Source organism: Mycobacterium sp. TY815 (assembly GCF_030755135.1).
GTDB lineage: Bacteria > Actinomycetota > Actinomycetes > Mycobacteriales > Mycobacteriaceae > Mycobacterium.
In genome coordinates this window covers 4,207,147-4,229,637 of sequence record NZ_JAUFRX010000001.1, presented here as the reverse complement: position 1 = coordinate 4,229,637, position 22,491 = coordinate 4,207,147, and the positions used below count along the sequence as shown (strand labels likewise).

The window sequence follows — 22,491 nt, the reverse complement described above, 5'->3', positions numbered from 1 at the left end:
GTGGCGGTGACGCTGTGCGTGCCGCCACGGCCCGGAGAGTTGTGCCAGCCGGTCCGCTTCCTGCTGCGGCGGGATTCGGTCGTCCTGGAACTGACCGCGCGACATCGCATCACCGGTGTGGAGTGGGACGAGCGCGAACACGCGGTGGCCATGGTCGTGGAGATCACCGACCCGCAGACCGCGCGGCCCGTCGATGTGCGGATCGATGTCGTGGCTGCTGCCGCGCCGACGGACACCCGCGCCCGGCTCATCGGACGGATCTTCCGGGCGGGGATCGAATGTGACGTGGTAGGCACCTATCTCGGTGTCGTGGCAGACGAAAACTGAATGGCGGCAGACAGAATGGAGACTACGTGACGCAGCAGCGTACCGCGGCCATCGTCGGCGTGTACAACACCGTCCAGGGCCGCCGACTGGATGGCGAGACGTCGCGCAGCCTGGCCGTCGCGGCCATCAAAGGTGCACTTGACGACGCGGGCCTGGCACTGGCGGACGTCGACGGAATCAGCGCGGGCCCGCTGTCGACTGCGCTGATCTACGACCTGCGCATCGGACCCGCTTGGCAAGGAATGGGTTTCGGGGTCGGGATGATCACCGAAGCGGCGACCGCGATCGAGCACGGCATGGCCGACGTGGTGGTGCTCGTGGCCGCCCAAGCGGGCGAGTACCGCGACCACCAGGCGACCGCGCCGTGGACGCGACCGGAGAACGAGTTCGTGGCGCCGTGGGGCATGTTCACCACCGCGGAATTCGCCCTCATCGCCCGACGCCACATGCACGTGTACGGCACGACGCGTGAACAGCTTTCGATCGTCGCGGCGACCATCCGGAACAACGGGTCGAACAACCCCGAAGCCGTTTACTACCAGCGAGGTCCATTCGCCCCCGACGACATCACCGCGTCGCGACTGATCGCCGACCCATTTCACCTCCTCGATTGCGCCACCACCTCAGAAGGAGGTTGTGCGCTGGTGGTGGCCAACATCGACGCCGTCGAGGCGATGGGCCGGCCGATTCATATTTTGGGCAGCGGCGCCGACTTCCACGGCCCCTCCTATCAGCACCCGCCGGCCTGGGATCTCACCGGACGTCGGGGTGATCACGCCAACGGTGTGGTGGGCCGGCGGGCGGCCGACCGTGCGTTCGCACACGCCGGAATCCGGCGCGACGACGTGGATGTGCTGGAACTCTACGATCCGTTCTCGTTCGAGATCATCCGGCAGTTGGAGGCGTTCCGGTTCTGCGGCGACGGCGAAGGTGGGCCGTTTGTCGCCGAAGGTCATATCGCCATCGACGGCAGTCACCCGATCACCACCGATGGAGGAACCATGTCGTTCAGTCATGCCGGCTCCAATCCGCAGATGATGCAGCGCGCCGTGCGCGCGGTACAACAGTTGCGCGGCGCCGCCGGGTCGCTGCAAGTGCCGAATGCGCGAATTGCCCTGTGCAGCAATGGTGGTGCGGGAGCTCTGTTCACCACGGTGCTGCTGCTCGGAAGCGAGCCCCGATGACACTGCGCCCGCAATCCGGACCGGTACCGCACGCCATCAGCCCCCTCAGCGCGCCATTCTGGGAGGGCTGCCGTGCGCAGGAGTTGCGTTACCAGCGCTGCTCTGATTGCGGCATCGCAAACTTCCCGCCGACAGAGCAATGCCGCCAGTGCCTTTCGGCGGCACTGGAGTGGACGCGCGGCAGCGGATGCGGGGAAATCTACAGCTGGACGGTCGTACACCGGCCGGTGACCGCTGACTTCCAACCGCCCTATGCGCCGGCCATCGTCACCCTGGACGAGGGTTATCAGATGCTGACGAACATCGTCGGCGTGGATGTCGCAGCATTGACCATCGGCATGCGCGTTCGAGTCGAATTCCATTCACTCGAGCCGGATTTGACCCTGCCCTACTTCACCGGATCACAGTGAGTCCCCGGCGTACCACTGACGGCCTGCCGGTGACGGCCTACCTGGTGCTGGGTGTGTTGGCGGCCACCGATGAACAACTCACCGCCGGGGAAATCAAGACGCGCGCCGAACTGTCCGTCGGCCACTTCTACTGGTCCCCTTCGGTGAGCCACGTCCGTCGCGAACTCAACCGGCTGCAGCAGCGCGGGATGGTCGACGAAATCGGCGCGCAGTCCGGCAAGCGCGCGATCACGCTGTATGAGACCACCGACTCCGGCCTCGAGGCGTTGCGCAACTGGGTGCAGCACTTCCCCGGCGAGGACAAGGTTGTCATCAAACACCCCGTGATCCTGCGGACCTGGCTGGCTCGCGGGGAGAACCCGGAACGCGTGATCGACTCCCTGGAACGGCACCTCGAGGCGACCCGGAAGCGGTTGGACGAGGCGTTGTGGTCGCGCCGGCGATCCGGTGAGGTCGGCATCCTCGACGATCCCGACCAGCGTTACTCGTTCGCGGTCCTGGACTACGCCATCCGCGGCCTCTACGCGGAGATTTCCAACATCGAGCAGCTGCGCGACGAGATTGCCGCGGGCACAACGCGAGATCCGGCCGGCCGGGTGCGCCGGCCCAAAGGACAGATCCGGCGGCGCACCAAGTGGGCCGAGCAGACATAAACTCGCGTGTCGCCGTACGAAATCACGCGAGTTTATGTCTGCTCGCGCGGAGAAGTCAGCCGCCGACCATGATGAGGCCGCCGTCCACGGCGAGCAATTGCCCGGTGATGAAGCCGGAGCCGGGTCCGGCCAGGAACACCAGCACCGGTCCGAGGTCGCGCGCCGGATCGCCGAGCGCCCCGCCGAGCGGAATCCTGGCCTTGAGCTGTTCGTCGATCAACGGCGCGGCGTCGGGTCCGAGAAACTCGCGGAACCGATTGGAGCCCGGCGTCTGCACCGCCGGCGCCAGCGCGTTGACGGTGATCTTGTCGTGGGCCCAAGCCTGCGCCGCCGACCTCGTCCAGGCCTGCACCGCGCCCTTGGTCGCGGCGTAGACTGCCGAGACCGGGCTACCCATCACGGCCTCCGACGATCCGAAGTTGATGATGCGGCCACCCTTGGGCTGCTGGTCTTTCATCACGGCGTAGGCCGCCTGGTTGGTCAGGATCGTGGCTTTCACGTTGGTGTCCAACAGGAACGAGATGTCCTCAGGCTCGATGTAACCCGGAATCCCGGCCTGCCACAGCCCCGCGGCGTTGACCAGAACATCGAGTCCCCCGAGAGCCTCGGCCGCGCGGGCCACCGTTGCCGAGACCGCCTCGGCATCGCGCACATCGCACTGCAGCCAGGTGGCGGCCAGGCCGTCGGGAGGGGGCGTTTGGTGATAGGTGGCGGCTATCTGCGCACCGGCGGCGCTGAGCGCGGCGACAGCGGCGGCCCCGATCCCGGTCGCCGCGCCGGTGACCAGGATGCGTCTGCCCTGCAGGGTTTCGTCCGACATGGTGAAACGCTAGCCCGCGAGATCGCCGGGCCCGACGCGGGGGCCGACGCGGACATGGCCGCCGCCCTAGGCGGAAACGTCTACCGGGTCGCGCAAACCGCCTGGCGCAGTTGATTCTTCACGTGCACGCTAGGCGCGCACCGCAATCGACGAGAGTAGATCGGCAAGCCGGTCGGGCCGGTCCACCATCGAGAAGGTGCGAGCTCCCTCGATGACCTCCAACCGGGCGTTCGGAATGGTCGCGGCCAGCTGGCGGCCGTCTTCGAGTTCGAAGAGGACGTCGTCAGCCGACCAGGCGATGAGCGTCGGCTTGTCGAACTCGTGGAGTCGGGCGGCGACACCGGTGGTGACCTCGGTGCGCAACGACAGCGAGAACTGACGGAGGTCTTCGGCGATCGCCGGGTCGGACACTGCCGGCTGCACCCAGGCCTGCGTCAGCGCGTCAATGTCACTGTGCGCCAGACCTTCATACGCCCGCTTGCGTGCGACCGGCGCCCGGACAGCCTGGATTGCGGCGCGGAACACCTTCTTCGACTTTGCCGCGAGGATGACCGGCTTGAGTATCGGCGGCGGGAAGTGCTCGAAGGCATCGCAACTGGTCAGCACCAGCGCACCGAGTCGCTCCGGGTAGTGCACCGCGACGAGTTGGGTCACCACTCCGCCGGTGTCGTTACCGACCAGCACCACGTCGTCAAGGTCAAGCGCGGCAAGGAAATCGGCGACGACGCCGGCGACGCCGGTGATACTGCGGTCGGCCCCCGGACGCAGCGGCTCGGGGTGAGCACCGAGCGGCCAGGTGGGGGCGATGCAACGCAGGCCGCGTTCGGCGAGTCGCTCGCTGACCTGGCGCCACAGTTGGCCGCCCATCATGTACCCGTGCACGAACACCACGGGCCTGCCGCTTTCGGGTCCGGTTGCTTCGTAATGGATGGTTCCGGCGCTAATGTCGATCGTCGGCATGAAGGCTCCTACCAGAGAAGGGATTTACAAACAGTCTGTCTGTTCGTAAATTACCAACAGGTTGTATGGAAATCAAGAGACGTACCCAGGAGGAGCGCTCCGCGGCTACCCGTGAGGCGCTGATCTCGGCTGCGCGCAGACTGTGGGGCCTGCGCGGTTACGCCGAAGTCGGCACGCCGGAGATCGCCACCGAGGCTGGCGTCACGCGCGGGGCGATGTACCACCAATTCACCGACAAGGCAGCGCTATTCCGCGACGTCGTCGAGGCTGTCGAGCTCGACGTGATGACACGCATGGCCACGCTGGTGGCAGCGACGGGGGCCACGACCCCCGCCGACATGATCCGCGCCGCAGTCGACGCCTGGCTGGAGGTGTCCGGTGATCCGGAAGTGCGCCAGTTGATCCTGCTGGACGCACCCGCCGTGTTGGGCTGGGCCGCCTTTCGCGACGTCGCCCAGCGCTACAGCTTGGGCATGACCGAGCAGTTGATCACGGAGGCGATCAAGGCGGGCCAGCTGGCGCGACTGCCGGTGCGCCCGCTGGCCACCGTGCTGATCGGCGCGCTCGACGAAGCGGCCATGGCGATCGCCACCGCCGAGGATCAGAAGCGGACCCGCAAGGAGATCCGTCAGGTGTTACATCGACTTATCGACGGGATGCTCGAGGGGTAGGACCAAGCTGCGGATTGTGCTCACGCAGATCGTCCAGATACTGCGGCACCGCAGCGACAGCGACGTCGAGAAAGCCACGCACGCTGGGTGACTGGCCGGCGGCTCGCCATGCCAGTGCGAGCGGCCGGTGCGGCAGTTGTCCCCGCAGCCGGATGAACCGCACGCCGGCTCGGCTCAGGTTGACGAAAGATGTTGGCAACAGTGCTATTCCAGCCCCCGACGCGACCAGGGCAAGGATCGTCTGGATGCGTGGTACTTCGTCGACGATCGGCGGTTCGATGTCATACCTGCGGAACACCTCGATGACGTCGCCATAGGTGGTGGCTGCCGCGGCTCGCGTCCACAGGATCATCGGTTCATGAGCAAGCAGCGCCGGTTCGATCTGCCGTCGGCCGGCCAGCGCATGGTCATCGCACACAACGGCGGCAAGCGGATCGTCGACCAGCGGCCGGATTGTCAATGACGGATCGTCAACCGGGCCGCGAAGCAGGCCGACGTCGATGCGGTGCTCAATCAACTGGCCGACCTGCTCGGCGCTGCTCAGTTCGCTGAGTTCGAGCTTCACGTCGGGAAACTGGAGCCGGTGCGCCCGCATCACATGGGGCAGCACGCCGTCGACCGCCGCCTGCAGGGCGCCGATGCGCAGCTGGCCCAGCTCGCCGATGGCCGCCCGCCGCGCCGCCGCGAACGCACGCTCGGCGTGGGTGAGCGCAAGGCGCGCCTCGTCGAACAACGCCTTCCCCGACTCTGTCAGCTCGATCGGACGCCGGGACCGGTCGATGAGCTCGGTATCGAGCTGGCGCTCCAACTTCTGGATCTGCTGACTCAACGGCGGCTGTGCAATGTGCAACCGCACCGCGGCGCGGCCGAAATGGCGCTCCTCGGCAACGGTCACGAAGTAGCGAAGCAGCCGCAGTTCCGGATCGGCCATATATACAGCATATAAACCCTGAACAAATATGTCTTGGACTGTGATGATCCACGCGGCTTACCGTTGCTGCACCAGACCCAGAAAGGCAACGCCATGACCGCTGTGATCGCCGCGGAACGTGATCTCGTCGAGCACTACTTCGATCAACCGTGGAGTGACGGGCTTCCCGTCGTGCCGCCCACCCCGGCCCGCATCGCCGCGGTGCTCGACGTGCTGGGGGGAGAACCCGACGAACTCGTGGCACGGATTCCACCGCGCTGGGGCAGCCTGACGAGTGAACTGCTGGCCATCAACATGGTGATGGCCGGCTGCAAGCCGGAGTACGCCCCCGTGGTCCGGGCAGCGGTGCTCGCGCTGGCCGACCCCCGGTTCAACCTCAACGGCATCCAGGCGACCACACACGTGGTGTCCCCGTTGATCGTCGTCAACGGTCCCGTCGCACGGCAGATCGGAATGAATTCGGGCGGAAACGTTTTCGGTTCCGGCAACCGGGCCAACGCGACGATCGGGCGCGCGGTGCGGCTGATCCTGCTCAGCGTCGGCGGCGGCATTCCCGGCGAGCTGGACAAGAGCACCCTGGGTCATCCCGGCAAATACACCTTCTGCATCGCCGAGAACGAGGAGGCCAGCCCGTGGGCGCCCTATCACGTCGAGCACGGCTACGCCCCCGAAGACAGCACCGTGTTGGTGATCGGTGCCGAAGCACCGCACAGCGTCACCAACTACATCTCCGATGACCCGCAGGGGATCCTGGATTCGATCGCCTCCGCGATGAGCACCATCGCCCACAACAACGCCGTCCTCGGTGGGTCCTGCACCGTCGTGATCGGTGTCGAACATGCCCGCACCATCGCCTCGTTCGGCTGGTCGCGCGACGACGTCCGGCGTTATCTCTGGCTCAACGGCACCAACTCCTGGGACGACGTCAGCTACGGCGACCGCTACGCACCCCAGGGTGGACGGACCTACAACCGCAATCTGCCGAAGTGGTATCCCCGCCAGCCCGGCCGGCGCGTGCCGATCGTCTTCACCCCGGACGACATTCACCTCTTCGTCGCCGGTGGATCCGCCGGCCGATTCTCCGCCTTTCTGCCGGGCTGGAGCACCGCGACGACACCGGTGCTGCGCGCAGTCGCAGACCGCGGCAGCAGCGGTGACGATGCCCGAGAACTCGCCTGCTCAGACGGCACCTGCCGGCTGTAGAAACGCAGACAAGGAGACCGCGATGACCGAATTCGTCTACGACCCTTGTGGTGTGGTGGAGGTGGCGGCCGTTCCGGCGGCACCGCGCCCAACCCGTACCAAGGGTCTGCGCTTGGCCGTGCTGAGCAACACCAAGTGGAACGCCGCCAAACTGCTCCGCGCGACTGTCCGCGAATTAAGCGGCGGTGCAATGGTTTTTGCAAGCGTCACGTACTACGACAAACACCACTTCTCGTCCGACGCACGCCCCGAACTGATCGCACAGATCGCGGCTGAGAACGACATAGCGCTGACGGCGATCGGCGACTGCGGCTCCTGCTGCTCGGCCTGCGTCAACGATGCGGTGCGGCTGGAGCAGGCCGGGATTCCGACCGTCGCAATCGTGACAACGGAATTCGAACTCGAGGCCCGTCTGCAACGTGAGGCCCGCGGCATGGCGGAGCTGGAACCCGCCGTCGCCACTCATCCGATCAGCAGCCTGACGCTGGAACAACTCGACGATCGTGCCGCCGAGATCGCCCCGCAGGCGCGGCGCATCTGGTTCGGCGCCGCGGTCGCCGGGAATGTCGCGTGACGCGAGCCTCAGTTCACCTTGGCGATAGTCTGGCGTGCCAATTCGGTTGCGATGCCACACGGGTCGGGGAACGGTTTCCTGACGAATTGGATTGACCACTCGAAGAAATCGTCCTGGTACTGGATGGAGACGTCGCAGAGCCGGGTGCCGAGCCGGTCGGTGGCAACCGCGACGTAACCGCTGTGGCCGTCGATGGTGATGTCGTCGACGCTTGTTCGACTCAGATCCTCGTTCTTTCGCTCACGGCCGATGGGGCTGCCGCGAAACCAGCTGAAGGAGAACCACGGTCCGGAGATGCTGCCGTTCACCAACCACTGACACCCGACCGCGTTGCGCGCCGTGACTACCAGTCCCGTGACGCCGGTCAGTTGAGCGAGGGTCTGATCGCTGACGCCACCGCATTCGGGGAAGAACGGTCCGTGTGTCGCCTGTTTCGGGGTGGCCGTGGTCGAGGACGTGTGCTGCCCGCCGGTGCCGCGCGAGCCACCCGAGCAGGCGGCCAACGGAGGAAGTATCACCACGAGAGCCACCAGAGCCACCGACCACCGCCGCCCGCTCATCCGTCGAACACCGCGTTCATCCGCGCCTTGAAGGCAGTGTCGAAGCGACGGTAGGTGCCCCGCAATGCGTTTCCCGGCCAGTGGTCCTCGACGAGTTCGGCCGGCAGCAGCGGATCGAGCTGGAGGTGGCGGACCACCGCGATGGACAAAGCGAATTGGTAGGTGAAGCTCTCCGCCGAATCGTCCCGGGCGTCGCCAGTCAGGTCGGCTTCCATGGCGTCGATCAGCACCCTGGCATCGTCGGCCCAGCCGTCGAGAGCGAACAGCGAACGCATCTTCTCAGCCGTGATGCTGGTGGCGGCGCCGTGAAAGTGCGTGCATTGCCGGTCCAGCACCGCGCGCGACGCCGAAAGCCGGTGTGGATCAAGGTTGTCCGGCCGAATCCAGACACCTTCGCGGAAGTCGGCCAGATGCAGGGCCATCGCCGCCTTGCGCAAGTCAAGACGGTCCGCTGCGGTGCGACGCTCCACCGAGACGATGGCAAGCTCCCACGTGCCGTCCCATTCGGCGGCGTCGTCGATTCGATAAGCCTCGTCGACCCGCTGGCGGCGGTCGGCCAGCCGGCCGGCGAGTGCGTAAGTACCGTCGTCCGCACTGAGCTCGCCGTTGGAGACCATCCGCCACAGGCAGGTGCGGGCGGCGCCGTCGCTGATGCCGAAGAGGGATGCCAGCGCGACCAGATTCGCCACCGGCAGCTGGGCCCCGTCGGAACCCAGCAATGCCGATGCCAGCACCGAACGTGCGCTGAGCGGTCGGTCACCGATCAGTTCGCGCACACGAGATCCGGACGTGGCGGGCATGGGTCCATCTTGGCCGATCACACCCGGTATCACTAAATCGTTGACGTGTGACGTTCGAACTGTGATACTAATCGGCGTGGCCGCTCCGACGAAGCCGTTGGTCGCCGACGATATCGAGATCGTCCGGCGCGTGCTGGCCCATATCGACGCCGGCACCACCGACGAAGGACAGGCGTGGCGCGAGCCGGTCGAAAACTATGTAGATCCACGGCGATTCGCGGACGAGGTCCGGATGTTGCGGAGCATGCCGAGCGTCTTCGTACCGTCCGCGGCCATCCCCAACCCGGGCGACCACGTCGAGCGAACTGCCTTCGGGGTGCCATTGTTCGCGGTGCGCGGACGCGATCGGAGGGCGCGGGTGTTCCGCAACGCGTGCCGACACCGAGGTTTCGCTCTGGTGGAAGGTCCGGGCTGCGCCCATGCCCTGGTATGCCGCTACCACGGCTGGACATACCGGCTCGACGGGTCGCTCGCTCACGTTCCGCACCAGCAGGCGTTTCCCGACCTCGACGTGGCGGGCCGGGGGTTGGTCGAGGTCGGCAGCCATGAGGTCGACGGGCTCGTTGTCATCAGTGCGCTCGATCCCGCCTCTGCCATTCACGACGAAGCGCTGGCATGGCTCACCGACGGAACTGCGTGGCGCGAGAAGCTGTTGCCCGCGCAGCGGCTCGTGTACGTCGACAGCACGCTGCGGCCGATGAACTGGAAGGTCCTGGTCGAGCAGTTTCTGGAGGGCTACCACATCCGGTCGACCCACAAGGAGACCTTCTTCCCGCTGCAGTACGACAACCTCAACGTGGTCGAGATGTTCGGTCCGAACTCGCGGCTCACGTTCCCGTATCGCAACATCGAGCGACTGCGCGATCGTCCGGAGAGCACGTGGACGACGGACGCGCGGGTGACCTACCTGTATCAGCTCTTCCCGAACGTCATGCTGGCAACGTTCCCGGATCTGATGCTGATGATCGTGGTCGACCCGGTCGACCTCGGACACAGCACCGTCACCATTTACTCGATGGCCCGGCCGGAGCCGGATGAACGGGCGAATGTCACTGCTGGGCAGTACAACCCGGCAGCGGCGGGCACGTTGATCGCGCGTGGAGCGGTGGAAGACAACGAGATGTCAGAGGGCGTCCAGCGCGGCTTGAGCTCTGGCGCAAACGCTTTCGTCGAATTCGGGCGGCACGAAAGTGCTGCCGGACATTTTCACGCCGTGCTCGACGAACGCCTGGCGCGGCACACCGGCGCCGCTACGGGGTCTTGAGGAAGACGTCGTTGAACGTGACCGTGCGCAGGTTCCGGGCGCGGATGATGTCCACCAACTGCGGGTAGACGTGCGTGACGGGCAGGTGGTTGAGGTGCCCGATCACGATGGACTGCGGCGTGAAGTACTGGTCGGCCATCTTCACGATGTATTCCTCGGTGATCAACGTCGAATCCGACAGCGACCCCGACCACAGGACCGGCACGCTGTATCCGAGGTCGGCCGCCACGGCGTCGACGTCCGCGTTGTGCTTGGCATACGGTGGGCGCCAATAAGGTTTGGCGCCAACGCCGTACGTCTTCTTCAGGAACTCGTCGTTGCGCATGAGCTGCTTGGCGATCTCACCCTTGGACAGGGTGGTCAAGTCCGGATGCGACCAGGTGTGGTTGCCCAGCTCGATCTGTCCGGACTCGACCAGCGGGCGAAGCAGCGCCAGGTTGTCGGTCCAGGAGTCGTAGGTTCCGTTGACGAAGTACGTCAACCGAATGCCCGTGTCCTTCGCGAACTGCGTGTAGGCGCGGACCACCTCGCTGTTCGTCCCGTCGTCGACGGTGAGGGCCAGCAGGTCACCACTGCCGGGAAGCTGACTCAGCACACCCCCGCCGGGCAGTCGCACGCGCGCGCTGGGCGGTGGGGGCGGCAGGAGGCCCGCGACGGTCGGACCGGCGGGCGGGGCGTCCGCGGCGGCGGCGGCGGGCGCCTGGGCGAAGGTCCGCGGCTGGGGGTCGACCATGCACCGGGCCAGACCCACACCGGCGACGGTGGAGACAGCGAGGGACCCTAGGAAACGGCGGCGGCTCAGTTCTGACATTCTGCAATCGATCTCCGGGTGCGCCGGCAGCCCCGCACGCCCTGATCAGGGCTGCGGAAGAGGTTCACCAGCGACGACACCACAGCAGCGAACCGTACCATGACCAGCGCGGATGTACTCTGCGCAGCGCCGTGGCGGCGGCCAACTGTTGTGCTGATCACAACTCAGCAGTAGCCGATCCCGATGTCGACCGAGATCTGGGTGCCGGTCACGAACCTGGACTGGTCGGAGGCCAGCCAGGCGACGGCATCGGAGATGTCCTCCGGCTGCGCGATGCCCTGGGGCAACAGCGGCTTGTGCATGTCGCGCAGCTGTGGGTTGGTGTCGGCCGCCGACTGCATGGCCTCGCGCATCCGGCCGGTCCCCATCGGGGTGGCGACCGCACCCGGGTTCAGGCTGTTGACGCGAATGTTGTGCCGGCCGAGCTCCGCGGCGAACCCGCGTGCCATGCCGACGACGGCGTGTTTGCTGGCGGTGTAGTGGATCATGAACGACTGCATCCTGATTCCGGCGGCCGAGCCGATCAGGATGATCGACCCGCCGCGACCGCCGTCGATGATGTGCTGAGCACCGGCCATCACGGTGTTCCACGTGCCGATGACGTTCGTGTCGATGGTGTCGCGGAACGCCTGGGCGGTGATCTGATCCCAGGCCGCCGGATTGCAGATGCCGGCGTTGGCGACGATGACGTCGAGCCGGCCGAGTTCGCTGACGCCGCGGTCGACGGCCAGCTTGAGCGAGTCCAGATCGCGCACGTCGACCGCGGCTGTGACGGCTCGCCGGCCATTCGCCTGGACGAGCCGGGCGGTCTCGGCGAGGTCGTCGGGCGTCGGTGAGTCGTAGGGAACGCTGGACGGCAGCGGCCCGGCGAGATCGAGTGCGATGACGTCGGCGCCGTCAGCGCTGAGCCGCACCGCATGCGCCCGGCCCTGGCCTCGCGCCGCGCCGGTGATCAGTGCAACGCGTCCGTTCAGTGGCCTGCTCATGAGTCTCCTTGCGTCGTCGACGTGCCTTCCTGGCCCGACGATAGGCTGGCAGCATGAGCGTCATCGTTGTCGACAGGGGACCCCGACGGGTCAGTCGCAGGGTCGAGGTCGCCGCGCCGGCGGCAGAGCTGTTCGCGATGGCCGCCGATCCGCGGCGGCACAGCGAACTGGACGGGTCGGGCACAGTCCTGGCCAACGTCAAGGCCCCGGCCCAGTTGACCGAAGGCGCGAAATTCTCGACGAACATGAAGATGTTCGGCCTGCCCTACCGCATCACCAGCACGGTGACCGCCTTCAAGCCCGACGAGTTGATCGAGTGGCGGCACCCACTGGGCCACCGGTGGCGATGGGAATTCGAAGCGGCCTCGCCCACCCTCACCCGGGTGACCGAGACGTTCGACTACCACGATGCCGGCGCGCTCAAGAAGAAGCTCAAGTACTACGAGCGGCTGGGCTTCGCCAAGGCGAACGCGGCCGGTATCGAGGCGACGCTGAGCAAACTGCACGACCGCTACGAAAAGCCGTAGGTCAGGCCGCTGGGTCCGCGGCGTCCCACGGCACCACTCCGGACACCCAGTGTGAGAGCTGTTCGACCTCGTCGTTGCGGTGCAGGTGCCGGGGTGGAGTGGCGAAGGTCGAGTACGGGCGGCAACGGATGACCACCCGATTCTCCCGGTCGCACATCGCCTCGATCGACGGGCGTGCCTCGGCGCCCAGCGACTGGCCCGACATCCGTCCGGCGACGGCCATCATGACGTCGACCGCCAGATTGCGGTCCTCGTCCAGCGTCGCATCCGTGTACACCTGCAAATAGGTGAAAGGCCAGCGCTCGTCCAGCACGCACAGGCTCACCTTGTTGTCGCGGCCGATGATCCGGGCCTTGCCGCGACCGGCCATCGTGGAAACCAGCAGCTCGCCGTCGTCGGTGGGGATGTAGTAGACGATCGACATCGCCGGGCCGTCGTTGCGCCGCCGGTACCCGAACACCGCCGTGCGGTGGGTCCGGACAAATTCGCGCCGCTCTGACGGAAGCATGTCGCGGTCGGTCGGAGCGGTGAACGGCTCCGCTGCAAGGGGGAGAAACATGGCAAAGCGTCCTTTACGGGAGGGGCGTTGACCCGCGGTTTATTTTATTTATGGATACAGTGTGTCCATAAATACTGACGCTGTCAACAGCCGGTCCCGCGGGCGCCCCGCACTGCCGCTGGATCGCATCGTCGGCGCCGCCCTCGAGCTCGTCGACGAGGAGGGCGCCGAGGCGCTGTCCATGCGGTCGCTGGCGCAGCGTCTGGGCTCGGGCACCGCGACGCTCTACCGACACTTCGCCAATCGGGCTGAACTGGTGGCCATGGTGGTCGACCGGATGCTCGGCGAGGTCGTGGTTTCGGACGTGCGGCCATGGGACGAAGCGTGTATCAGTTTCGCGCACAGCATGTTTGAGGCCCTCGGCCGACACGGCAACGCCGCGCCGTTACTGATCGGGCAGGTGCCGATGGGGCCGAACGCCATGGCGCATCGGGAGTTCGTGCTCAGGGTGCTCCGGGACGCCGGGTTCCCCGCGGAGTCGGCTGCGCGCACCTACGCCACGTTGTCCCGCTTCATTCTGGGCTTCGCCATGCAATTGCCGGGGTCGGCAGCAGCCGAGCAACACGACGCGGATGCATCCGCGGCCTTTGCCCGCCTCGATCCCGACAGCTATCCGGCGACCGCTGCGGTCGCCGGATACCTGCCGGTGTCATTGGCTGACGAGTTCAGCTTCGGGCTGCGGCTCATCGTCGACGGGTTGGCCCGTCGATGATCAGTCAGTTGCCGAAGCCGGACGGGCCCGGTACCGGAGCGGGAGCACCGCCGCCCAGACGAGCGGCGGCGAAGGCCGCGCCCTGGTCGATCGCGGCCGCGTCGTCGGCGTAGGAGTTGTGAGCGGCGAAGTTCAGCCCCTGCGAGCACACCGGGTCCTCCGGGGCGCAGATCTTGAGCGTCTTGGCCTGATAGAGCGGACCGATCGCCACCTGCGGCTGACCGAGGAATTCCATGGCCCTGGTGTTGGGCGTCCCGAACAGGACCACCGACGAGACATGTTCGGCCACAGCGGGATCCAGCGGTTTGGGCACCGTCCCCGGGTCGACGCCGTCGGGCACCCTGGCGGACGTGACGAAACCCATCACGGCCGCACCCTGCGAGAAGCCGGAGAGCACCATCTTCGTCTTCGGGCAGGCGGCCGCCATCGAGTTGACGTGAGCACCAGCGTCCCTGACGCCATCGACTCCGGTCGCCCACTCCTCGCTGGCGGGGTAGTTGACCGAGTAGACGCCCATCGATTGCGTGCCGATCCGGGGCCGCAACGCGTCGACGAACGCCTGTCCCGTGGCGCCGAGACCATCCTCGCCGGTCCCCCTGGCGTAGACCACCTCGACATCGGGGCACGGCTCGGCGGATGCGGACGGAGCGGGGAAGGCCAGGATCGAGGCACTGAAACCCGCAGCCACAGCTGCGGCGGAACCAAACAAGCGCGTGATCATGCCGCTTATTTTGCCCGCCTATGCGTTGTCCAAACCACTGCAAACGTATTATCACTGTGAATTTTCACAGGCGGCGTTTGCGTCGGTTTCCCGTGCTGTACTGCGGGGCCCGCCTCATACGTGAGGCAGCACCTCGTCGACCAACCGGTGCAGGCTTGCCCATCCCTCGTCGATCGGAAGGCCACCGACCAAGGGGTTCATCACGACGTCTTTGCGGCCGCCGCGGATCTGCTCGAGCAACTGGTCTGGGGTCAGGATCTCGACGTTGTGCAGTCCGCGTAATTCCTGCACTGAGGCCGCGGGGGTCTCATTGGGCCGCGGAACCCCCTGCCTGCGCCAGCCGGCGTACTCGGCAGCCTCGTTCATGATGAACTCGCCGCAGCGCGACCACGCCTCGTCCGGGTCGGGATGCAGCAAGGTGACAGTGCTGCCGTTTTCGGGGTAGTAGGCGAAACCGGTCTTACCGTGCTTGCGCAACTCGTCGGTGTACACGGTCAGCAGCTCGGGCATCGCCATCGGGGGTGAGAAGGGCAACCCGAACCGTGCCGCGCGCCGGGCCGCGGCGGTCGTCATCCCGCCGACAAAGAAGAACGGATGTGGGCGGGTGTGCGGTTTGGGAGTGACATTGATGACGGCGCCGTCGTACTCGAAGGATTCGTCGCCCCACGCCTGCAATAGCACCGAAAGGCAATGGTCCATCAGGGCGCCGCGCCGCGACCAGTCCTTTCCGGCCGCATGGTATTCCTCAGGGCGGTAACCCATTCCAGCGACGAAGCTGAACCGGCCCTGGGCCAGGTTGTCCAGCACGGCGATGTCCTCGGCGAGTCGGATCGGGTCGTAGAGCGGCACGATCAGCGCGTTGATGCTGATTCGCACCCGGCGCGTGCGTCCGGCCAGAGCGGCGGCGAGCAGCAGCGGGGAGGGCAGCCAACCCGTAGCGGCCAGGTGATGTTCCTCGCCGCTGATCGCGGTGAACCCACTCTCGTCGGCGAACTCGGCCATCTCCAGTGCGGCACGGTATCGATCGCCATGGCGCCCCGCCGGATCGGCGATGTTGGTCATGTTCAGCCGCAGCGCGGTGAGCAGGCCTGCCATCACTGCCCGGGTTTCGGGCTTGCGAACAATGTCCCTCTGATCATTCGCTTGGCGACACCCAGTGTGGCGTCGTACTCCTCCGGCGAGTCGCGGGCCGCCGGTTCCGTCAGGCCGCGGGTCAGCGCACAGATGGCGTCGATGGCCGCCCGGGTGGTCGTGGTGGGGGACAGCAGTCCTTTACTGTGGGCCGTCTCGACAATTTGGGTCACGACGTCGCGCAGCGCCCTGGAGCCCGGATACTGCGGGTCACTCGGCCTCGATTGTGTGGTGCCGCCCGAGCGCACGGCGCGCAGGAAGGCGGCCAGGTGCGGATAGTCGCACAACAGCCGCTTCGACTCGTCCAGCACCGCATCGAGCTGGTCGGCGACATCGCCCGCGGCCCGCACGGCGTCGCGCAGGCGGGGCAGGACAATTTTCTCGATCTCCTCGCTGGTCGCCTTGAGGAGTTCCGACTTGTTCGGGAAGTAGTGGTAGAGACTGCCGCTGGTCATGTCGGCGGCCCGGGCGATCTCGCGGATGGTCGTTTGCGAGTAACCGACCTCCGCCACGCACCGCATTGCCGCGGTAATGATCCTGCGCCGGGTCTGCCCGCCGTCGGCGCCGACCGGGCGGCCGAGTTGAGTTGCCGACGAAGGCAGGGGTGAGGAAACAGTCACGCCGCATTGCCCCCGTCAGGAATCACTCGCGCCCGCCCAATCGCAGGATCGGTCGAATATATTCGACCACGTCGAACCCGGTCCCACCTCTCCCGGTGGACAGCTACACGAGTAAGGACACGGCCCACCATGGCGCGAACGCAGCTGGGCCGCCCCATCGGGGCAAGCGGCGAGGAGACGCGGCGCAGGATCATCGTCGCGACGATGCGGTGCGTGGCGGAGGTCGGGTACGCGCGGGCCACGATTCGCGAGATCGCCCGGATGTCCGAGGTCACCAGCGCGAGCCTCTACAACTACTTTCCGAACAAGGCGGAGCTGCTCAAGGCGACGATCGAGGTCAGAGCCGAGGCGGCCATCCCGCGGCTGCGCACGGCGGCGAACGGCCCCGGCACCGCCGTCGATCGCATCGAGGCCGTCCTCGATGAATGCGGCGCCTTGATGCGAGAGTTCCCGGACCTGGCGGCGTTCGAGTGGGCGATCCGGGCGGAGCATCTCGTCGATGCCGGAGCGCAGGAACGGTTCGAGACGTTCCGCGAGATCATCGGCGGACTGGTGGCGCAGGCGCACCGAAACGGCGAGCTCGGTGCTCACTCCGAACCACGCGCCACCGAGGAAGCGATCTATGCACTCATCTACGGGCTGACCGAGCTGGCCGCGACGCTGCCGCCCGAGGAATACCACGCGGCGCTGGACGCGGCCAAAGTCATGGTCAGGGGGGAGCTGTTCGCCCCGGGAGGCTAGCATCTCCTTGATGCGATCAAGCGATCGATTATCAAGGCGGGCTCACCGAGAGTGAGGTCGAGGGTTTGACCGGGACCGTGGGGCGCACGTTCGACGTCGAAGCGCTGCGCCAGAAGTACGCGCAGGAGCGCGGCCGGCGGCTGCGTCCCGACGGAATCGCGCAGTATGTGGAGATCGCGGGCGAGTTCGCCCGCTTCGCCGAAGACCCGTGGGCCGACAAAAATTTCACCCGTGCGCCGCTTGCCGACGACGTGGACGTGGCGATCGTCGGGGCCGGATTCGGCGGATTGCTGACCGGCGTGCGGCTGCGCCAGCTGGGGGTCGAAAGCATCCGGTTGATCGATCGCGCGGCTGACGTCGGTGGCACCTGGTACTGGAACCGTTATCCGGGAATCGCCTGTGACGTCGAGTCCTATGTGTACATCCCGCTGCTGGAAGAGCTGGGCTACATTCCCGAGCAGAAGTATGCGAAGGGTTCGGAGATCTTCGCGCACTGCCGCCGTATCGCTGAGCATTACGATCTGTACCGCAACGCCTGCCTGCAGACAGATGTTCGCGAAATCCGTTGGGAGGAGTCTACTTCCCGCTGGATCATCACAACAAACCACGGCGACGAGATGCGGGCGAAGTTCGTCTCGATGGCCAACGGATACCAGGCCAAACCCAAGCTGCCCGGCATCCCGGGCATCAAGGCGTTCCGCGGCCACACGTTTCACACCAGCCGCTGGGACTACGGGTATACCGGCCGGAACCTGGAGAATCTGTCGGACAAGCGGGTCGGCATCATCGGGACCGGAGCCACCGCGGTGCAGTGCGTGCCGCACCTCGGGGCGGCGGCGCAGCGGCTCTACGTGTTCCAGCGCACCCCATCCTCGGTCGACATCCGCGCCAACGGTCCGACGGATCCGCTGTGGGCCGAGTCCTTGAAGCCGGGGTGGCAGCGCGAACGGATCGACAATTTCCAGATACTCACCTCAGGCGGACAAGCGGAGAAGGACCTGGTCGCCGATGCCTGGACGAGTATCACCCGCAAGCTCCCGGTGATGCGCCACGACACCGATGCGACCGTCAGCCCCGAGCAACGCACCCGGGACATCGAGCTGGCGGACTTCGCCAAGATGGAGGAGATCCGGGCGCGCGTCGACGAGATTGTGGTGGATCGCGCGACGGCCGAGGCCCTCAAGCCCTGGTACGGGTATTTCTGCAAGCGGCCCTGCTTCCACGACGAGTACCTGCAGACCTTCAACCGCGACAACGTGACGCTGGTGGACACGCACGGGCGCGGCGTGGAGGAGATCACCGAGGCAGGCGTAGTCGTCGACGGAGTGACCTACGAGCTCGACTGTCTGATCTTCGCCACGGGTTTCGAGGTCGGCACCGATTACTGCCGCCGTACCGGATTCGACCTGATCGGCCGGGACGGCGTGACTTTGACCGAGCGCTGGAGCGACGGGGTGCGCACCTTTCAAGGCTTGTGCGCCAACGGATTTCCCAACTGCTTCATCGAGAGCATTGCCCAGGCCGGCCTGACGGTGAATTTTCCCTATCTGCTGGACATCCAGGCCACCCACGCCGCATGGATCATCGCCTGGGCGCTGGAACACGGCGTGGCCGAGGTCGAGGCTTCGGCGGCGGCCGAGGCCGCCTGGGTGGAGACGGTGGTGCAGCGTTCCGCGGCCACCGCCGAGCGGGCCAAGACCTGTACGCCCGGCTACTACAACCGCGAAGGAAAGGCGGACGCCAAAACCCGCCAGGGCAGCTTCTTCTTCGGCGGTCCGACCGAATACGCCGACCTGCTGGCGGCCTGGCGGGACGGCGGTGACCTGGCCGGTTTCGACGTGCGTCCCGCCCGGGACATTCCGTGAGATATGCACTCGGCCGGGTAAGGGCGGCCACCCGTCGCCGGCCGTCGCCCAAGGTGGCGATCATCGGCGCGGGGTTCGGCGGCCTGGGTGCCGCCGTTGCGCTGCGCCGTGCCGGCATCGACGACCTGGTGATCATCGAAGCCGACACCGGTGTGGGCGGAACGTGGCGGCGCAACACCTATCCGGGCGCCGCGTGCGACATCCAGAGTCACCTCTATTCGTTTTCGTTCGCGCCCAACAAATCCTGGAGCCGTACCTACGCCCGGCAGCCCGAGATACTGGCTTACCTGGAATCGGTGGTCGACGACTTCGACCTCGGTCGTCACCTGATGCTCGGCACCAGGCTCCGGTCGGCCGGTTGGGACGACGATGCCGGACGGTGGCATCTGCAGCTGGATCGCCAGGGAAGTGCCCGGGAGCTGGTCGTAGACGTGGTCGTCTGCGCCGCCGGGCTTTTCGGATCCGTACGGCTGCCCGATATCACCGGCCTGGCCGATTTCGCCGGCACCCTCATGCACACCGCGCAGTGGGATCACGATGTCGATCTGACGGGCAAACGAGTCGCGGTGATCGGCACCGGGGCCAGCGGCGTGCAGGTGGTTCCCGAGCTCGCCAAGATCGCCGGACGCCTCACGGTATTTCAGCGCACACCGCCCTGGATGGTGCCCAAGGAGGACCGGCCCTACAGCGCAACCGAATTGGCGCAGTTCCGGCGCAACCCACTGGCAACACGCCGAAAGCGTTGGCAGATATGGAAATTCCAGCACGATAACACCGCGACCATGGCCGACGACCCGATCGTCGCCGCCCGGTCGCAGTTCGCGACGTCCTTCCTGGAACGGACCGTGCCGGACGAGCGCTTGCGCCGTGCTCTGACGCCGGACTATCCGTTCCGCTGCAAACGCGTGTTGCTGGGGGACGACTTCTATCGGGCGCTGCAACGAGACAATGTCACTCTCGTGACCGATCCCATCGAGCGGATGACCGGCACCGCGGTGGTCACCGCGTCGGGCACCACGGTCGAGGTCGATGCCGTGGTGCTGGCCACCGGCTTCGAGACGTCGCACTATCTGTCCGGCATCGACGTGGTGGGCGCGCGGGGAGAGAGCCTGCACGAGCGCTGGGGTGCCGACCCGACCGCCTACCTGGGTGTCGCGGTGCCGGGGTTTCCCAACTTCTTCATGCTCTACGGGCCCAACACCAACCAGGGCGGAAACTCGATCGTCTACATCCTCGAGGCGGGCGCCCGGTTGGTGGCCAGCGCGGTGACCCGGATCGCCCGTCGCGGGGGATATCTCGACGTGCGACCGGAGGCGGAGAAGCGGTACAACGACCAACTTTCGGTGGACCTGGAACGCTCGATCTGGACGCAGTGCGACAGCTACTTCCGTTCGCCCACTGGCCGCGTGGTGACTCAGTGGCCGTACACCGAGTTGGAGTACGCCCGCCGGACCTGGCGCGTGCGGCCCGGCGATTGGGTGCACGCCGGGACGGCGTCGTAGCAAATTGCCGCTCGGGAAGGGCAGTTGAGGGCTTTAAACTATCAAGTGATTGATTCTTTGCCGAAAACGCTCCTGCCCCCCGTGGCCGGTGCATACGATCACGTGATTGATTAGCCCGGTCTGGAAGGTCGTCGATGTCATACCTGCTGGCAGTACCCGAGTTGTTGTCGTCGGCAGTGACAGAGTTGGCCGGTATCGGCTCGACGCTGACCGCCGCCAACGCCGCGGCCGCCCTGCCCACGTCCGCCATCGTTGCTGCGGCCGAAGATGAGGTGTCGGCGGCCATCGCTGCGTTGTTCGGCGGCCACGCCCGCGAGTATCAGGCCCTCAACGCTCAGGTCGAGGCGTTTCACCAGCAGTTTGTCCGTCTCCTGACGGCCGGTGCGGGCTCGTACGCCGCGGCCGAGGTAGCCAACGTCGGCCCGCTCGAACAAGCGCTCAATCTGATCAACGCGCCCGCGCGGACGCTCACCGGCCGCCCGCTGATCGGGAACGGCGCCGACGGTATGGCCGGCACCGGCCAGGACGGTGGTGCCGGCGGATTGCTGTACGGCAACGGCGGCAGGGGCGGGTCCGGGGCGACCGGCCAGGCGGGCGGCAACGGCGGCAGCGCCGGCCTGATCGGCAACGGCGGCGCGGGCGGCCAGGGTGGCGCGGGGATCGATGCCACCAGACCCGCGCCCGCGGGCGGCCGAGGCGGCAGCGGCGGGCTGCTGGCGGGCAATGGCGGTGCCGGCGGGATGGGCGGCGCCGGAGCGATCGGTGGCGCCGGTGGGGCCGGCGGAAACGCTGGATTGGTGGGCGACGGCGGCAACGGTGGCGTCGGCGGATCCGGCCAGACACCCGGGGCGGGCGGGGCCGGTGGCTCGGGCGGGCAACTCGCCGGCCAGGACGGCGCGCAGGGTGCGACCGGGACGAAGGTCAGCGACCCCAGTGGCCCGGGCAATCCCGGCAGTCCCGGCAACCCGGGTGATCCAAGCAATCCGGGCAATCCGACCAATCCCGGCAACCCGGGTGATCCAAGCAACCCGGGCAATCCGACCGATCCCAGCAACCCGACAGACCCGGGTAACCCGTCCAACCCATCCGGCCAGAACGCCGTGGACGCAGCCCGTGACGGCAACATCAGCTCCGCCAACGGCGGGACGATCACCGACGGCAACCTCAAGGAGATCTCCGGCGTCGACGCCGGAATCAACAACCCGAATGTCTACTGGGTCCACAACGATTCCGGGGACACCGCACGCATCTTCGCGGTCGACGCCAAGACGGGTCAGACCCTGGCCACCTACAAGCTCAACGGCGCCAGCGCCAGCGACTGGGAGGACATCGAGGTTGCCAAGGGCCCGGACGGCAAGTCGTACATCTACGTCGGGGACATCGGCGACAACGGTCTGTCTCGCAGCAACGTGACCGTCTACCGGGTGCCCGAGCCGATCGTCACCGGTACCGCGGCCAGTCCCACCAGCGGCAGCCTGTCCGGCGTCGAACAGCTTCGGTTGCAGTATCCGGGTGGCGAGAAGATCAACTCCGAGGCGCTGGCGGTCGATCCGAACACCCACAACCTCATCGTCGTCGAGAAGACGAGCGGCAGCGTTTCCCGGGTGTTCTCCACCCCGGACAGCGGATGGACCAGCGCCGGCAGTAGCAGCACCCCCACGCAGTGGAATCAGGTTGCGACGCTTGATATGTCACAGTCCGGGTCGAAGCTGATCACCGGCGCCGACTTCTCGGCGGACGGTTCGCAACTTGCGGTGCGCACCTATCGCGACGTCCTGCTGTGGGACCGGGCGCCGGGCAGCACTGCGTGGTCGCCGTTCAGCCAGCAACCGGTCGACGGGCCGGTGGTGAGTGAAACGCAGGGCGAGGCAATCGCCTTCCACGCCGACGGTCAGGGTTACGTCACGGTCAGCGAGGGTGTCAGCCAGACCCTGCACGAGTACACCGTTCGCTGATGCT

Annotated in this window: 25 protein-coding genes; 14 read left to right on the top strand and 11 right to left on the bottom strand. The window is 66.7% G+C overall.

Annotated features, from left to right (window positions below):
* Genes QXK92_RS18400 through QXK92_RS18385 form a run of 4 tightly spaced genes read left to right on the top strand, consistent with a single transcriptional unit; the run spans position 1 to position 2,574 of the window.
* On the top strand, positions 1-327 hold the full coding sequence (locus tag QXK92_RS18400) for a hypothetical protein (protein WP_306243567.1): 327 nt from the start codon (positions 1-3) through the stop codon (positions 325-327).
* 26 nt (positions 328-353) lie between these two features.
* A complete protein-coding gene (locus QXK92_RS18395; RefSeq protein WP_306243565.1) occupies positions 354-1,511 on the top strand; it encodes a thiolase family protein in 1,158 nt (385 codons plus the stop codon).
* Entirely contained in the window at positions 1,508-1,921 is a 414-nt protein-coding gene (locus QXK92_RS18390; protein ID WP_306243563.1) for a Zn-ribbon domain-containing OB-fold protein, read from the top strand. The genes QXK92_RS18395 and QXK92_RS18390 overlap by 4 nt, the downstream gene beginning before the upstream one ends.
* Positions 1,918-2,574, top strand: a complete 657-nt coding sequence (locus QXK92_RS18385; RefSeq protein ID WP_306243561.1) for a PadR family transcriptional regulator — start codon at positions 1,918-1,920, stop codon at positions 2,572-2,574. The genes QXK92_RS18390 and QXK92_RS18385 overlap by 4 nt, the downstream gene beginning before the upstream one ends.
* A 55-nt stretch (positions 2,575-2,629) precedes the next feature.
* On the opposite strand, the gene QXK92_RS18380 is transcribed toward QXK92_RS18385, so the two are convergent.
* Together QXK92_RS18380 and QXK92_RS18375 are read right to left on the bottom strand one after the other, a co-directional pair.
* Positions 2,630-3,394, bottom strand: a complete 765-nt coding sequence (locus QXK92_RS18380; protein ID WP_306243559.1) for an SDR family NAD(P)-dependent oxidoreductase — start codon at positions 3,392-3,394, stop codon at positions 2,630-2,632.
* A gap of 129 nt (positions 3,395-3,523) precedes the next feature.
* Positions 3,524-4,354, bottom strand: coding sequence for an alpha/beta fold hydrolase (locus tag QXK92_RS18375; protein WP_306243558.1), 831 nt, complete (start codon positions 4,352-4,354; stop codon positions 3,524-3,526).
* 65 nt (positions 4,355-4,419) lie between these two features.
* Between QXK92_RS18375 and QXK92_RS18370 the strand changes: the two genes are divergently transcribed.
* Complete coding sequence (locus QXK92_RS18370) at positions 4,420-5,025, top strand: TetR/AcrR family transcriptional regulator (protein WP_306243556.1); 606 nt, start codon at positions 4,420-4,422, stop codon at positions 5,023-5,025.
* On the opposite strand, the gene QXK92_RS18365 is transcribed toward QXK92_RS18370, so the two are convergent.
* Complete coding sequence (locus QXK92_RS18365; protein WP_306243555.1) at positions 5,000-5,956, bottom strand: LysR family transcriptional regulator; 957 nt, start codon at positions 5,954-5,956, stop codon at positions 5,000-5,002. The two genes, QXK92_RS18370 and QXK92_RS18365, sit on opposite strands and share 26 nt — an antisense overlap.
* A gap of 93 nt (positions 5,957-6,049) precedes the next feature.
* On the opposite strand from QXK92_RS18365, the gene QXK92_RS18360 reads away from it, so the two are divergent.
* On the top strand, positions 6,050-7,159 hold the full coding sequence (locus QXK92_RS18360) for a hypothetical protein (RefSeq protein ID WP_306243553.1): 1,110 nt from the start codon (positions 6,050-6,052) through the stop codon (positions 7,157-7,159).
* A 22-nt stretch (positions 7,160-7,181) separates the two neighbouring features.
* Positions 7,182-7,733 (top strand): UGSC family (seleno)protein, encoded by a 552-nt coding sequence (locus QXK92_RS18355; protein WP_306243551.1) that lies wholly within the window; start codon positions 7,182-7,184, stop codon positions 7,731-7,733.
* Between the two features lie 8 nt (positions 7,734-7,741).
* Here QXK92_RS18355 and QXK92_RS18350 read toward each other — a convergent pair whose 3' ends face one another.
* Positions 7,742-8,293 (bottom strand): DUF3558 domain-containing protein, encoded by a 552-nt coding sequence (locus tag QXK92_RS18350; protein WP_306243549.1) that lies wholly within the window; start codon positions 8,291-8,293, stop codon positions 7,742-7,744.
* Complete coding sequence (locus QXK92_RS18345; protein ID WP_306243547.1) at positions 8,290-9,093, bottom strand: PaaX family transcriptional regulator C-terminal domain-containing protein; 804 nt, start codon at positions 9,091-9,093, stop codon at positions 8,290-8,292. The genes QXK92_RS18350 and QXK92_RS18345 overlap by 4 nt, the downstream gene beginning before the upstream one ends.
* A 61-nt stretch (positions 9,094-9,154) precedes the next feature.
* Between QXK92_RS18345 and QXK92_RS18340 the strand changes: the two genes are divergently transcribed.
* Positions 9,155-10,357 (top strand): SRPBCC family protein, encoded by a 1,203-nt coding sequence (locus tag QXK92_RS18340; protein ID WP_306243545.1) that lies wholly within the window; start codon positions 9,155-9,157, stop codon positions 10,355-10,357.
* On the opposite strand, the gene QXK92_RS18335 is transcribed toward QXK92_RS18340, so the two are convergent.
* Both QXK92_RS18335 and QXK92_RS18330 read right to left on the bottom strand, forming a co-directional pair.
* The gene (locus tag QXK92_RS18335; protein WP_306244522.1) at positions 10,344-11,159 is read right to left on the bottom strand and encodes a polysaccharide deacetylase family protein; all 816 of its coding nucleotides are present in this window, start codon (positions 11,157-11,159) and stop codon (positions 10,344-10,346) included. The two genes, QXK92_RS18340 and QXK92_RS18335, sit on opposite strands and share 14 nt — an antisense overlap.
* A gap of 173 nt (positions 11,160-11,332) precedes the next feature.
* Positions 11,333-12,154: a mycofactocin-coupled SDR family oxidoreductase gene (locus QXK92_RS18330; protein ID WP_306243543.1), complete on the bottom strand. Its 822-nt coding sequence runs from the start codon at positions 12,152-12,154 to the stop codon at positions 11,333-11,335.
* A gap of 53 nt (positions 12,155-12,207) precedes the next feature.
* Between QXK92_RS18330 and QXK92_RS18325 the strand changes: the two genes are divergently transcribed.
* On the top strand, positions 12,208-12,681 hold the full coding sequence (locus QXK92_RS18325) for an SRPBCC family protein (protein ID WP_306243540.1): 474 nt from the start codon (positions 12,208-12,210) through the stop codon (positions 12,679-12,681).
* A 1-nt stretch (position 12,682) separates the two neighbouring features.
* Here QXK92_RS18325 and QXK92_RS18320 read toward each other — a convergent pair whose 3' ends face one another.
* A complete protein-coding gene (locus QXK92_RS18320) occupies positions 12,683-13,240 on the bottom strand; it encodes a pyridoxamine 5'-phosphate oxidase family protein (protein WP_306243537.1) in 558 nt (185 codons plus the stop codon).
* A gap of 118 nt (positions 13,241-13,358) precedes the next feature.
* Here QXK92_RS18320 and QXK92_RS18315 point away from each other — a divergent pair, with 118 nt between their 5' ends.
* On the top strand, positions 13,359-13,952 hold the full coding sequence (locus tag QXK92_RS18315) for a TetR/AcrR family transcriptional regulator (RefSeq protein ID WP_306244520.1): 594 nt from the start codon (positions 13,359-13,361) through the stop codon (positions 13,950-13,952).
* Between the two features lie 4 nt (positions 13,953-13,956).
* Here the strand turns inward: QXK92_RS18315 and QXK92_RS18310 are convergent, their stop codons facing one another.
* The 3 genes from QXK92_RS18310 to QXK92_RS18300 all read right to left on the bottom strand — a co-directional run bounded on the left by QXK92_RS18310 (position 13,957) and on the right by QXK92_RS18300 (position 16,424).
* Positions 13,957-14,673, bottom strand: coding sequence for a cutinase family protein (locus QXK92_RS18310; RefSeq protein WP_306243536.1), 717 nt, complete (start codon positions 14,671-14,673; stop codon positions 13,957-13,959).
* Between the two features lie 114 nt (positions 14,674-14,787).
* On the bottom strand, positions 14,788-15,768 hold the full coding sequence (locus tag QXK92_RS18305) for an LLM class flavin-dependent oxidoreductase (protein ID WP_306243534.1): 981 nt from the start codon (positions 15,766-15,768) through the stop codon (positions 14,788-14,790).
* Complete coding sequence (locus QXK92_RS18300; protein WP_306243532.1) at positions 15,768-16,424, bottom strand: TetR/AcrR family transcriptional regulator; 657 nt, start codon at positions 16,422-16,424, stop codon at positions 15,768-15,770. Before QXK92_RS18300 ends, QXK92_RS18305 begins: the two co-directional genes overlap by 1 nt.
* Before the next feature lie 129 nt (positions 16,425-16,553).
* On the opposite strand from QXK92_RS18300, the gene QXK92_RS18295 reads away from it, so the two are divergent.
* The 4 genes from QXK92_RS18295 (at position 16,554) to QXK92_RS18280 (ending at position 22,487) form a co-directional block, all read left to right on the top strand.
* Positions 16,554-17,165 carry a TetR/AcrR family transcriptional regulator gene (locus QXK92_RS18295; protein WP_306243529.1) on the top strand — a complete coding sequence of 204 codons (612 nt, stop codon included), beginning with the start codon at positions 16,554-16,556 and terminating at the stop codon, positions 17,163-17,165.
* A gap of 65 nt (positions 17,166-17,230) precedes the next feature.
* Entirely contained in the window at positions 17,231-19,030 is a 1,800-nt protein-coding gene (locus QXK92_RS18290) for an NAD(P)/FAD-dependent oxidoreductase (RefSeq protein ID WP_306243528.1), read from the top strand.
* Positions 19,027-20,532, top strand: coding sequence for an NAD(P)/FAD-dependent oxidoreductase (locus QXK92_RS18285; protein WP_306243526.1), 1,506 nt, complete (start codon positions 19,027-19,029; stop codon positions 20,530-20,532). The genes QXK92_RS18290 and QXK92_RS18285 overlap by 4 nt, the downstream gene beginning before the upstream one ends.
* Before the next feature lie 134 nt (positions 20,533-20,666).
* Positions 20,667-22,487 carry a PE domain-containing protein gene (locus QXK92_RS18280; RefSeq protein WP_306243524.1) on the top strand — a complete coding sequence of 607 codons (1,821 nt, stop codon included), beginning with the start codon at positions 20,667-20,669 and terminating at the stop codon, positions 22,485-22,487.
* Positions 22,488-22,491: the final 4 nt, after the last annotated feature.